We start from the raw sequence: 12622 nt of genomic DNA on the forward strand, positions 1-12622 counted from the left end.
GGTGCCTCACATCCGGAAGACGCCGAAGCCGCCACGCGCGCCCTCGTAGGGGGCGGTGTGGACGGCTGACAGGCACAGGCCGAGGACGGTGCGGGTGTCGCGCGGGTCGATGACGCCGTCGTCGTACAGCCGCCCGGACAGGAACATCGGCAGGGACTCGGACTCGATCTGCTGCTCCACCATGGTGCGCAGCGCCGCGTCCGCCTCGTCGTCGTACGGCCGGCCCTTCGCGGCGGCGGACTGGCGGGCGACGATGGACAGCACGCCGGCGAGCTGCTGCGGGCCCATGACGGCGGACTTGGCGCTGGGCCAGGCGAACAGGAAGCGCGGGTCGTAGGCCCGTCCGCACATGCCGTAGTGGCCGGCGCCGTAGGAGGCGCCCATGAGGACGGACAGGTGCGGGACGCGGGAGTTGGAGACCGCGTTGATCATCATGGCGCCGTGCTTGATGATGCCGCCCTGCTCGTACTCCTTGCCGACCATGTAGCCGGTGGTGTTGTGCAGGAACAGCAGCGGAATGTCGCGCTGGTTGGCCAACTGGATGAACTGCGCGGCCTTTTGTGACTCCTCGCTGAACAGCACGCCCTGGGCGTTGGCGAGGATGCCGACCGGGTAGCCGTGCAGGCCCGCCCAGCCGGTGACCAGGCTGGTGCCGTACAGCGGCTTGAACTCGTCGAAGTCGGAGGCGTCGACGATCCTCGCGATCACCTCGCGCGGGTCGAAGGGGATCTTCAGGTCGCCGGGGACGATGCCAAGCAGTTCCTCCGGGTCGTACCTGGGCGGCTCGGCGGGATCCGGATCGGGGTGCGCCTTGCGGTGGTTGAGACGGGCGACGACCCTGCGGGCCTGGCGCAGCGCGTCCGGCTCGTCGGCGGCGAAGTGGTCGGCGAGGCCGGAGACGCGGGCGTGCATCTCCGCGCCGCCCAGGGACTCGTCGTCGCTCTCCTCACCGGTCGCCATCTTCACCAGCGGCGGGCCGCCGAGGAACACCTTGGCGCGTTCCTTGACCATGATCGTGTGGTCGGACATGCCGGGGATGTACGCGCCGCCCGCCGTGGAGTTGCCGAAGACGACGGCGATCGTGGGGATGCCGGCCGCCGACAGCCGGGTGAGGTCGCGGAAGATCGCGCCGCCCGGGATGAAGATCTCCTTCTGCGAGGGCAGGTCGGCGCCGCCGGACTCGACGAGGCTGATGACGGGCAGCCGGTTGGCGAGCGCGATCTCGTTGGCGCGCAGGGCCTTCTTCAGCGACCAGGGGTTGCTGGCACCGCCGCGCACGGTCGGGTCGTTGGCGGTGATCACGCACTCCACGCCCTCGACGACCCCGATGCCGGTGACCATGGACGCGCCTACGGTCCAGTCGCTGCCCCAGGCGGCCAGCGGGGACAGTTCCAGGAACGGGATGTCCGGGTCGAGCAGCAGCTCGACCCGCTCACGGGCCAGCAGCTTGCCGCGCCCCCGGTGCCGCTCGACGTACTTCTCACCGCCGCCCGCGAGGGCCTTGGCGTGCTCGGTGTCGAGTTCGGCCAGCTTGGCGAGCATGGCGTCGCGGTGCTCCTGGTGGTCCGGGTCGGACGGGTTCAGGGCGGACGCGAGGACCGTCACAGGAGGACCTCCGGGATGTCGGCGTGGCGGGAGCGCAGCCACTCGCCCAGCGCCTTGGCCTGCGGATCGAAACGGGCCTGCGCGGCCACGCCCTCGCCGAGGATCCCCTCGACGACGAAGTTCAGGGCGCGCAGGTTCGGCAGCGCGTGCCGGCTGACGGGCAGGTCGCGGGCCTCCGGGATCAGCTCGCGGAACCGCTCGACGGTCAGCTCGTGCGCGAGCCACCGCCAGGCGTCGTCCGTCCGCGCCCACACGCCGACGTTGGCGTTGCCGCCCTTGTCGCCGCTGCGGGCGCCGGCCACCCGGCCGAGGGGGCGCGGGCGGCCGGCCCGGCGGCAGCGGCTCGGGAGGGCGGGTGGCGGCACGGCGTCCAGGGCGGCGGTGTCCTGCGGCGGGTCCACGGTGATCCGACGCCCGTCGTGGAGGACGGCCACATGGTCGACGTCACCATGGGGCACGTACACATCCTCGAAGACCCCATAGGGGGAGCCCTTCCCGGGTGGCGCCACCACATGGAACCCGGGGTAGCTGGCCAGCGCCAGCTCGATCGCGGCCCCGCTGAGCACCCGCCCGACCTTCTGCTGGTCCGCATCCCGTACGACGAGACGCAGCAGCGCGCTGGCGGTCTCCTCCGTGCCGGCGTCGGGCCGGTCGGTACGGGCGAGCTCCCACCGCACGTCGGCGGGCGGTGACGCGCCGAGGGCGTCCCCCATCTGCTCGCGTACGAGTGCGGCCTTGGCCTCGATGTCGAGCCCGGTGAGCACGAAGACGACCTCGTTGCGGAAGCCGCCGAGCCGGTTGCGGCCGACCTTGAGGGTGGGCGGGGGTGCCTCCCCGCGCACCCCCTCGATCCGCACCTGGTCGGGGCCGTCCTGGGTGAGCGTGACGGTGTCCAGCCGCGCGGTGACGTCCGGCCCGGCGTACCGGGCGCCGCCCGTCTCGTACAGCAGCTGCGCGGTGACCGTGCCGACGTCGACGAAGCCGCCGGTGCCGGGGTGCTTGGTGACGACACTGCTGCCGTCCTCGTGCAGCTCGGCGAGCGGGAAGCCGGGCCGGCGCAGGTCGCGGGGGTCGCGCTCGCCGAAGAAGGCGTAGTTGCCGCCGGTGGCCTGCGCCCCGCACTCCAGGACGTGCCCGGCGACGACCGCGCCGGCCAGCCGGTCGTGGTCGTCGGGCTTCCATCCGAAGTGCGCGGCGGCGGGCCCGGTGACCAGGGCGGCATCGGTGACCCGCCCGGTGACGACCACGTCGGCGCCGGCCCGCAGGCACTCCGCGACGCCGAAACCGCCGAGGTAGGCGTGGGCGGCGAGGCTGCCGGGGTGGCGGGCGGTGAGGTCGTCACCCTCGACGTGTGCGACCCGCACGGGGATGTCCAGGCGGCCCGCCGACTCCCGGATCGCGGCCGCCAGTCCGGCCGGGTTGAGCCCGCCCGCGTTGGTGACGATCCGGACGCCCTTCTCGTGCGCGAGGCCGAGGGTGTCCTCCAGCTGGCGCAGGAAGGTGCGGGCGTATCCGGCGGACGGGTCCTTCAGCCGGTCCCGGGCCAGGATGAGCATGGTCAGCTCGGCGAGGTAGTCGCCGGTGAGGACGTCGACCTCGCCGCCGTCGAGCATCTCGCGCAGGGCGGAGAAGCGGTCGCCGTAGAAGCCGGAGAAGTTGCCGATGCGCAGGGGGGCCGCCGTCACCGCGCGCCCTCCCCCTTCGGTTCCCGTCCACCGCCGGGCGGCCCGGCGAAGGCCTGGGCGATGTCCAGCCAGCGGTCGGCGTCGGGGCCGTCGGCGGTGAGCGCGAGGTCGGCGCGGTGGGCGCGCCGGGTGACCAGCAGGCAGAAGTCGAGCGCGGGGCCGGTGACGCGCTGGGGGGCGTCCATGGGTCCGTACGTCCAGATGTCGCCGCCCGGCCCGGTGAGTTCGACACGGAAGGGGTCGGCGGGCGGGGTGAGCCCGTGCACGCCGTACGCGAAGTCCCGGGTGCGCACGCCGAGCCAGGCGACGTGCCGGAGGCGGTCGGTGGGCGGGCGGGTCACGCCGAGCGTGTCGGCGACGTCCTGGGCGTGCGCCCAGGTCTCCATCAGGCGGGCGGTGGCCACGGAGGCGGCGGACATGGGCGGCCCGAACCAGGGGAACCGCGCCCCCGCCGGTGCCTCCCGCAGCGCCTTCTGCAGTGCCGCGCGCCCTTCCCGCCAGCGGGTGAGCAGCGCGGCGGGCTCGGCGCGGGCGTACTCCTCGGCGCCGTCGTCGACGTAGCTGTGCGGGGCGGCGAGGGCCTGATCGACCAGCGCCCGGAAGCCGTCGGCGTCGGTGACGGCGGTCCACGCGCAGCGGTCCGTCCAGGCGAGGTGCCCGATCTGGTGGGCGACGGTCCATCCGGCGGCGGGCGTGGGCAGCGCCCACCGGTCGGGCCCGAGGCCGGCCACCAGCCGGTCGAGCTCCTCACTCTCCTCACGCAGATCGTCGATCACAGGCGTCGGATCGGACACGAGGTCGCTCCCCTCGGGACGCGGACACGGCGGTGTGCGGCGCGGTTGGGGGGAGCATGGCAGGGGGCCAGGAAACAAGCAAGCGTGCTTGCATGTCTTTTTCCGGGGCCATGGCGCCGCTCACCGACGAGCCGGCATCACTCCGGAAGACTCAGAGCCTCACCCGGGCTCAGATGGTCCATGACCATGGGCGTCACTCAGGGGCGGGTCGGTCAGGTCCGGCGTGGCGCGACTCGCCTCGACACCTCGACCATGGCCGCGCGTCCGCACGCCGTCGGGGCGTGCTGACGCGCGGCCATGGTCGGCAACCTGTCCGGGCCGGTCAGTGACCGGACTTCTTCACCTTCCCCCGCCCCACCTGGGTCCGCACCGCGCCCATGCTCGCGGCGATGACCAGGGCGATGGCGGCCGCCTCCGTGGCGGCGAGGGCCTGGTCGAGGATGAGGAAGCCGGCGGTGGCCGCGAGGGCCGGTTCCAGGCTCATCATGATCGCGAAGGTCGACGCGGGCAGCCGCCGCAGCGCCAGCAGTTCGAGGGTGTACGGCAGGACGGACGACAGCACCGCGACCGCCGCGCCGAGCGCGAAGGTCGTCGGGTCGAGCAGCTTGGTGCCGGACTCCAGGACGCCCAGCGGCAGGAACAGCACCGCCGCCACCGCCATGGCGAGCGCCAGCCCGTCCGCCTGCGGGAAGCGGCGGCCGGTGCGTGCGCTGAACACGATGTACGCCGCCCACATGGCGCCCGCGGCCAGGGCGAACGCGACGCCCAGCGGGTCGAGGCCGCTGAAGCCTCCGCCGCCGAGGAGGAACACACCGGCGAGGGCCAGCGCGGCCCAGACGACGTTGACCGCGCGGCGGGAGGCCAGCACGGAGAGGATGAGCGGGCCGAGGACCTCCAGCGTGACCGCCGGGCCGAGCGGGATGCGGGCGACGGACTGGTAGAAGAGGCCGTTCATCGCCGCCATGGCGATGCCGAAGACGACGACCGTGCCCCAGTCGGTCCGCGAGTGCCCGCGCAGCCGGGGCCGGCACACCACCATCAGCACCACCGCCGCGACCAGCAGCCTCAGGGTCACCACCCCGAGCGCCCCGGCGCGCGGCATCAGCGTCACCGCGAGCGCCCCGCCGAACTGCACCGAGATCCCGCCGGCCAGCACCAGCCCGACCGGCCCGAGGGATCCCCGGCGCCCTGTCGGGGCGCCGGCCGGCGCGGTCGCGGGGCCGTGGCCCTGCCCGGATGCGGTGGACGGGGTGGCGGCGCTGGGGGTGGTCACGGTGCCTTCCAGGGACGTAGGAGCCGTACGGGACGGAGGCGGATGCACGACTGCACCGAGTGTGCACCCTGATGGACTCGCCAGTCCAGCGTATTGGACTACGTCAGGACCGTGCGACGTGTACATACCTGACGATGCGGCCCGCGTCCCGTCCGGGTCAACTCCGTCCACGGGCCGGACGTCCTACCCGGTAGCGTTCCCCCTGGTGACGCCCGTGTCCGTTCCCCCACACAGCCGAGGCCCCGTGCGACGACTCCTGGTCCGTGTCTGGCGACTCCTCCGCCCGCTGCAGAGCCGCATCATGTGGCTGCTGCACGCCAAGTTCGTGGTCGGCGTGACGGGTGTGGTGCGCGACGACGAGGGGCGGGTGCTGCTGCTCCGTCACCGGATGTGGCCGCCCGGCCGCCAGTGGGGCCTGCCGAGCGGCTTCGCCCGCAAGGGCGAGGACTTCCGGGCGACCGTGGTGCGCGAGGTCAAGGAGGAGACCGGCCTCGACGTGGAGGTCGGCCGCCTGGTCATGCTGAACAGCGGCCTGCGCACCCGCATGGAGGTGGCCTTCGAGGCCCGCCTGCTGGGCGGCGAGATGCGCCTGGACCCCCTCGAGATCCTGGAGGGCCGCTGGTGCGCACCGGACGCCCTCCCCGAAGGCGTCCAACCGGTGTGCCACCCCCTGGTCCGGGGCGAGACGACCCCCTGACCACCCACCCGACCACCCAGGCATGCGGCGCTCTTAACACCTGCGGCCCCCGACATCTCCAACGACCCATACCGGGTGGGCTTGCCGGGACTGTCGCGTCGCTCGGGCGGGTAGAGCTGCACCGGATGCGCGACGGGCCGGGGGTGGATGCGCGTGGACGCGGAACTGTGGCTGGGTCTGCTGGGCTCACTGATCGGGGCGGGCGGTGTGTATTTCGCGTGGCGAGCACTGGATCGAACCGTCGTCGAGGAGTCCCGGGATGCCTTCGTGAAGCAGCGGGCGGATCTTTCTCACCGCTACGGTCAGCTGTGTGAGACGGCCGCTGACATGCAGCTTCTCTCCCGCCCATCTCTGCAGCGGATCGGCGGGAGCTCCTTGCTCTGGGAACCGGCCATGCGCCCGCCGGCCCCTGTTCCCTTGTCGGCGGTGAGAGTGGCATGGTCGGATACGCCGCCGCCCGTCAATCACCCCCTGCTCCAGGCGGCACGGCGCTGTCTGCCGAAGGAGACCAAAGCACGCCGATACGAGCGTTACTCCGGCGCCCTGGGGGCGCTGGCACGCCCAGCCCTGTACGAGAACCGGCCCTCGTTCCGCCTCGTGGAAGCCGACTGGGCCAGCCCACAAGGTCCTCGCCTGGTGTTCGGCACAGGTCACTACTTCGACCTCGTCGATCAGAACGAGGCCCTCGCCCATGAGCTCGCGGTGGCAGCGAGCCGGGCACCCGCATCAAGGCCGCACTGGAAGGCGCTGCCCCTGCGCGGACTCCTGGCCCGTGACCCGTTGTCCCTCACGAGACGTGTCGTCCTGCCCTCGGTCGGCACACTGACCCTGCGCCGTACGCCCGACGGGCAGGGCACGTTCTTCCTGCTTCTCAGAGGGGCGGACCGCGTCGCCACGGGCGGGGAGACATACGGCCCCCTGCCCGCAGGCATGGTCCAGCCGGCTTCCCTCTCTCCACTGGCACACCGCCAGGACCTGGATCTGTGGCGCACCGTGATGCGGGAGTACAACGAAGAGCTGCTGGGAGCGCCCGAGGCGCGAGGGGACTCGGGCACCGAAGTGGACTACGACCAGCCCCCTTACAGTTCGCTCAACGCCGCCGTGACTGACGGCACGCTACGGCTCTGGTGCATGGGAATGGCGCTGGAGCCCTTGCACCTCGCTGTGTGCATTTTGACCGTGGCGGTGTTTGAGGCGGAAACGTTCGACAGGATCTTCGCCGGGGCGGTCAAGCACAATGAAGAGGGCACGGTGATCAGCGGGTCACGAACCAACGGGATCATCAAGGGTCTGCCGCTCACCGCTGCCAGCGTCGCGGACCTTCCAGCCGACCGCATGTCGTCCCCCGCAGCCGGTCTGTTACAACTTGCCCTGCAACACCGGGACTTCCTACTGGCCGACCCGGAGCGCCACGAGGCGTGAGCACGCTCCCGCCGGCACAGCACAGGGCTTGTTAGGGTGCCGCGATGGCAGCGATCAGGCAGGTTCAGATCACCTTCGACTGCGCGGAGCCCGAGCGGCTGGCGCGGTTCTGGTGCGAGGTGCTGGGGTACGTCGTCACGGCGCCCGAGGGGTTCGCCTCGTGGGACGACTTCAACCGGGTCCGGTTCCCCGAGGGGGACGGGGCGTGGTGCGCGTGCGGCGATCCCACCGGCGCCGGGCCGCGGCTGTTCTTCCAGCGGGTGCCCGAGGGGAAGGTCGTCAAGAACCGGGTGCATCTCGACGTGCGGGTCGGCTCCGGGCTGTCCGGCGAGGAGCGGCTGGCCGCGCTGGAGGCCGAGTGCGCCCGGCTGCTGCCGCTCGGCGCGGTCCGCGAGCGGCTGCTGTACGACGGCACCGACTCGTGCATCGTGATGCGGGACATCGAGGACAACGAGTTCTGCCTCGACTGAGGACCGGCGTCATCCCTCCTCGTCCAGCGCCGCCGCGAGGATCTCCGCCAGGTGGTGTCCCCGGACGCCCGCCAGCTGCTCCAGCTGGGTGCGGCAGGAGAAGCCGTCCGCCAGGACCACCGCCTCGTCCGGCGCCTCCCGCACCGACGGCAGCAGCTGTTCCTCCGCGCAGGCACGGGAGACGTCGTAATGGCCCTTCTCGAAGCCGAAGTTGCCCGCCAGGCCGCAGCAGCCTCCGCTCAGCTCCCCGGTGAGACCGGCCGCCTCCCGCAGTCCGCGGTCGGGGCCGTCGCCCAGGACCGCGTGCTGGTGGCAGTGGGTCTGGCCGGTGACCGGACGGTTCAGTGCGGGCGGGCGCCAGTCGGGGGCGTGCCGCTCCAGCACCTCCGCGAACGTCAGGACGCGGGAGGCGAGTCGCGCCGCGCGCGGGTCGTCATGGAGGAGTTCCGGGGCGTCCGTGCGCAGGGCGGCCGCACAGCTCGGTTCCAGCACCACCAGCGGCGCGTCCGTGGCCAGCACCGGTTCCAGCAGGTCGAGGGTGCGCCGCAGCACCGTACGGGCGCGGTCCAGCTGGCCGGTGGAGAGGTAGGTCAGCCCGCAGCAGACCCGGCCGCGCCGCGCCGTGAGCAGGGACAGCGCCGAACGTGACCGCGCGTCGCCCACCCGTCCGCCGGACGCCGGCCGCAGCGTCGGCGGCAGCGCCACCCGCAGTCCCGCCGCCTCCAGCACCCGCACGGCCGCCCGTCCCACCGACGGCGACAGGTGCTCGGTGAAGGTGTCCGGCCAGAGCACCACCAGCGGGCCACCGCCCGCGGCAGGCGTCCGCCTCCTCCGCCACCACCGGCTGAAAGGCTCCGTCGCCAGAGACGGGATCTCCCGCTCCCCCGCGATCCCCGCCACCCGCTTGACCAGCCGCGCGAGCGGCCGCACCGAGGCGAGCGCGTTCGCCACCCCCGCCGTCCGGGTCCGGGCGGCCCAGGACAGCCACACCGGCAGCCACCCCATCGCGTAGTGGGCGGCGGGACGGCGGCGGCCCGCGTAGTGGTGGTGCAGGAACTCCGCCTTGTAGGTGGCCATGTCGACGCCGACCGGGCAGTCGGAGCGGCAGCCCTTGCAGGACAGGCACAGGTCGAGGGCGTCCCGTACCTCGGTGGAGCGCCAGCCGTCGGTCACCACCTCGCCCGCGAGCATCTCGTGCAGCAGGCGGGCGCGTCCGCGCGTGGAGTGCTCCTCCTCGCCCGTCGCCCGGAACGACGGGCACATCACCGCGGACCCGGCCACCGACGTCGTACGGCACTTGGCGACGCCCACACAGCGCCGCACGGCGGCCGAGAAGTCGCCGGCGTCGGCGGGGTAGCCGAAGGCGACGTCGACCGGTTCGCGCGGCAGGACGGAGAAGCGGAGGTTCGCGTCGAGGGGGGCGGGGCGGACCAGCATGCCGGGGTTGAGCAGGTCGTCCGGGTCCCAGAGGGCCTTCACCCGCTCGAAGAGGGCGACCGTCCGCGCGCCGTACATGCGGGGCAGCAGCTCGGCGCGGGCCTGGCCGTCGCCGTGCTCGCCGGAGAGCGAGCCGCCGTGGGCGACGATCAGGTCGGCCAGCTCCTCCGAGAAGCGCCGGAAGCGGGCGACGCCCGGCCCGGTCAGCAGGTCGAAGTCGATGCGGACGTGGATGCAGCCGTCCCCGAAGTGCCCGTAGGGGGTGCCCCGCAGGCCGTGCTCGGCCAGCAGCGCCCGGAAGTCCCGCAGGTACGCGCCGAGCCGGGCGGGCGGCACCGCGCAGTCCTCCCAGCCGGGCCAGGCCTCACTCCTGTCCGGCATGCGGGTCGCCGTCCCGCTCGCGTCCTCCCGGATGCGCCACAGGGTGCGCTGCCGGGCCGGGTCGGTGACCACCAGCGCGTCCACGACGTCCGCCGCCCGCACGACCGCCTCGGCGGCGGCGCGGGCCTCCGCCTCCGTGTCCCCGCCCGTCTCCACGAACAGCCAGGCCGCCCCGCGCGGCAGGTCCGCGCCGGCCGGCACCAGGTCGGCCGCCATGCCCTCCACCGTCAGCGGCCGGTACGGCAGCAGCCCGGCCGCCGCCTGCGCGGCCCCGCTCTCGTCCGCGTACGCCAGCACGGCGAGCGCCTGCGCGCGGGGCGCCCGTACGAGGGTGACCTCGGCCTCCGTGAGCACGGCCAGGGTGCCCTCGGAGCCGCAGAGGGAGCGGGCGACGTCGGCGCCGTGCTCGGGCAGCAGGGCGTCCACCGCGTACCCGGAGATGCGGCGGGGCAGGTCGGGGAACCCCGTGCGCAGGCGGGCGAGTTCGCCGTCGACCAGGGCACGCAGGCCCGGCGGCGCCCCCGCCCAGCCGGGTCCCGGGCGCAGCCGCTCCCCGCGTGCGGTGACCACGGAGAGGGTGCGCAGGTTGTCGGCCGTGGTGCCCCAGGCGACCGAGTGCGCGCCGCAGGAGTTGTTGCCGATCATGCCGCCGAGGGTGCAGCGGCCGTGGGTCGACGGGTCGGGGCCGAAGCGGAGGCCGTACGGGGCGGCGGCCTCCTGGAGGCGGTCGAGGACCAGCCCGGGTTGGACCACGGCGGTCCCCGCGTCCGGATCGAGGGACAGCAGGCGGTTCATGTGGCGTGTGAAGTCGAGCACGACGCCGGTGCCGGTCGCCTGCCCCGCGATCGACGTCCCGCCCCCGCGCGGCACGACGGGCACGCCGTGCTCCCGGCACACCGACAGCACCGCCGCCACGTCGTCGGCGTCCCGGGGCGCCACCACGCCGAGCGGAACCCTCCGGTAGTTGGAGGCGTCCATCGTGGTCAGCGCCCGCGCGGTGACCCCGAGGTCGACCTCGCCGCGCACCGCCGCCCGCAGCGCCGCCGACAGGTCCCGGTGATCCGTCATGCCTTCAGGATGCCCCCGCCGGAGCGCGGCACGGACGTCGGCACACCACCCCGGAGCATGTCCGGAACGCCCCACCGTGATGGTTTAACCAAAAACGGAAGCAGAATCTTCCCAAGCCGATCACGAACTCCCATATAGTGACCGCGAGTTGCGCGCAGTTGTCGGACCTCGTTCGCAAAGCGACCCCTGCATCAGGTCCGGCGTCGTCCCGTGGAACCCGCCGAGGGCCGCGCAGCCACGACGGTGCACGCCCGCGGACCCGACCGAGGACCCGACCGAGGACCCTGATTGATGACCTCCCCCCTGCTCCCCGGCGACCGCCCCACCCCCCGCAGTCTGCTGCCCGTCCCCGTGCTCACCGCCGCGTTCTGCGCGGTCGCGGTCGTGGCGTCCTTCCTCCTGGTCCCGGAAGCCGCGTTCCACGCCGTCCTGGTGACCGGCGTGGTCGCCTCCGTGCTGCTGTGCGCCGCCGCCACGGCCGCCGCGTACGCCACCCTGTCGGCGCGCGCCGCCCGGGCCCGGCTCGAGGCCGTCACCCAGGACGTCGGCCGGCTGCTCCAGGAACGCTCCCGGACGACCGAGGAGTCCCGCCGTCAGCACGAGCGGCTGACCGGCGAACTCAACCGTGAGCGCGCCCGGTTGTCCGCCGAACTCGACCAGGAACGGACCCGCCTCGCCGAGACCCTGGCCGCCGAGCGTGAGCGCCTCGACGAACAGCACACGGCGGAACTGGCCCGGCTGGCGCACGAGCGGGCCGAGGAGCGGTCCCGGCTCGACGACGCGCACACGGCGGAGCTGGCGCGGTCGGCCGAACGGCACACCGCCGAACTGGACCGCGTCACCACCGAACACGAAGCCGCACTGGCCCAGTTGACCGCGAAGTACACACGGGAGCGTGATCTGCTGCGCGAGGAGCGCGACCGGCTGGCGCGCGAACGCGAACGGCTGGCCGGGGAGAACACGCGGCTGACCAGCCGGCTACGGGTGGCCGAGGGCGCCCGCTCGGCCGCGCTGTCCGCCACCGCCAACGCGGCCGGGCGTATGCAGGCGCTGGCCACCGGCATGCTCGCCGACCTGCGCGCGATGGAGGAGAAGCACCACGACGAGGAGGTCCTCGCCGACCTGCTCCACCTCGACCACCGCACCGCCCAGGCGGGCCGCCTCGCCGACTCCGTCGCCGTCCTCACCGGTGCCCGCTCCGGCCGCCGCTGGGCCCGGCCCATCCCGATGGAGTCGATCCTGCGCGGCGCCATGGGCCGGATCGCCGGCTACCAGCGGGTCCGCGTCCACTCCGCCAGCGACACCTCCGTCGCCGGGCACGCCGCCGAGGGCGTCATGCACGCGCTCGCCGAGCTCCTCGACAACGCCGCGAACTTCTCCCCGCCGACCGCCGAGGTCCACGTCTACGTCGAGGAGGTCCCGGCCGGCGTCATCGTGTCCGTCGAGGACAGCGGCCTCGTGATGGGCGAGGCACAGCTGCGCCGTGCCGAGAGCGCCGTCTCCGGCGAGTCGACCGGGCTGGGCGGCCTCACCGGCACCCGGCTGGGCCTCGCGGTGGTCGGCCGGCTCGCCCGGCGGTACGGGCTGCGGGTGTCGTACCGGCCGTCGGCGCGCGGCGGCACGGGCGTCCTGGTGCTGCTGCCGCAGGACATCCTCGTCCCGGCGGACGCGGCGCCCGCGAAGCCGGGGGCGGCCGCGGTCCCGGCCGGCGCCTCCGCCCCGGCGGCCCGCACGCTCACGGCCGCCGTCAACGGCACGAAGGTCACGAAGGACGAGGCCGGCCGCCCGGC

General features: G+C 73.7%; 8 protein-coding genes and 1 pseudogene. 4 read left to right on the plus strand and 5 right to left on the minus strand.

What is annotated here, in order from left to right; all coding sequences use genetic code 11:
* Window positions 1-6: 6 nt before the first annotated feature.
* The 4 genes from F3L20_RS29655 to F3L20_RS29670 form a co-directional block, all read right to left on the minus strand.
* On the minus strand, window positions 7-1605 hold the full coding sequence (locus tag F3L20_RS29655; protein WP_150156898.1) for an acyl-CoA carboxylase subunit beta: 1599 nt from the start codon (window positions 1603-1605) through the stop codon (window positions 7-9).
* Window positions 1602-3290, minus strand: coding sequence for an acyclic terpene utilization AtuA family protein (locus F3L20_RS29660; protein ID WP_150156899.1), 1689 nt, complete (start codon window positions 3288-3290; stop codon window positions 1602-1604). The genes F3L20_RS29655 and F3L20_RS29660 overlap by 4 nt, the downstream gene beginning before the upstream one ends.
* Window positions 3287-4084, minus strand: a complete 798-nt coding sequence (locus F3L20_RS29665) for a TIGR03084 family metal-binding protein (RefSeq protein WP_150156900.1) — start codon at window positions 4082-4084, stop codon at window positions 3287-3289. The genes F3L20_RS29660 and F3L20_RS29665 overlap by 4 nt, the downstream gene beginning before the upstream one ends.
* Window positions 4085-4406: 322 nt before the next feature.
* Window positions 4407-5357 (minus strand): EamA family transporter, encoded by a 951-nt coding sequence (locus F3L20_RS29670; protein ID WP_150156901.1) that lies wholly within the window; start codon window positions 5355-5357, stop codon window positions 4407-4409.
* A 244-nt stretch (window positions 5358-5601) separates the two neighbouring features.
* On the opposite strand from F3L20_RS29670, the gene F3L20_RS29675 reads away from it, so the two are divergent.
* From F3L20_RS29675 to F3L20_RS29685, 3 genes are all read left to right on the plus strand, one after another.
* A complete protein-coding gene (locus F3L20_RS29675) occupies window positions 5602-6054 on the plus strand; it encodes an NUDIX hydrolase (RefSeq protein ID WP_150156902.1) in 453 nt (150 codons plus the stop codon).
* Between the two features lie 147 nt (window positions 6055-6201).
* On the plus strand, window positions 6202-7476 hold the full coding sequence (locus tag F3L20_RS29680) for a transcriptional regulator (protein ID WP_240810786.1): 1275 nt from the start codon (window positions 6202-6204) through the stop codon (window positions 7474-7476).
* 44 nt (window positions 7477-7520) lie between these two features.
* The gene (locus tag F3L20_RS29685; RefSeq protein WP_145826779.1) at window positions 7521-7946 is read left to right on the plus strand and encodes a VOC family protein; all 426 of its coding nucleotides are present in this window, start codon (window positions 7521-7523) and stop codon (window positions 7944-7946) included.
* 9 nt (window positions 7947-7955) lie between these two features.
* Here the strand turns inward: F3L20_RS29685 and F3L20_RS29690 are convergent, their stop codons facing one another.
* Window positions 7956-10832: an FAD-binding and (Fe-S)-binding domain-containing protein gene (locus F3L20_RS29690; RefSeq protein ID WP_150156904.1), complete on the minus strand. Its 2877-nt coding sequence runs from the start codon at window positions 10830-10832 to the stop codon at window positions 7956-7958.
* Window positions 10833-11123: 291 nt separating this feature from the next.
* On the opposite strand from F3L20_RS29690, the pseudogene F3L20_RS35750 reads away from it, so the two are divergent.
* A pseudogene (locus F3L20_RS35750) lies at window positions 11124-12554 on the plus strand (ATP-binding protein); the annotation flags it as partial.
* Between the last annotated feature and the right edge of the window lie 68 nt (window positions 12555-12622).

The sequence above is a fragment of the Streptomyces tendae genome, assembly GCF_008632955.1.
GTDB lineage: Bacteria > Actinomycetota > Actinomycetes > Streptomycetales > Streptomycetaceae > Streptomyces.

Bases quoted from the DNA above. Each gene is read 5' to 3' on its own strand.
- F3L20_RS29690 (WP_150156904.1), bottom strand. From the start codon at position 10,832: ATGACGGATCACCGGGACCTGTCGGCGGCGCTGCGGGCGGCGGTGCGC.
- F3L20_RS29685 (WP_145826779.1), top strand. From the start codon at position 7,521: ATGGCAGCGATCAGGCAGGTTCAGATCACCTTCGACTGCGCGGAGCCC.
- F3L20_RS29680 (WP_240810786.1), top strand. From the start codon at position 6,202: ATGCGCGTGGACGCGGAACTGTGGCTGGGTCTGCTGGGCTCACTGATC.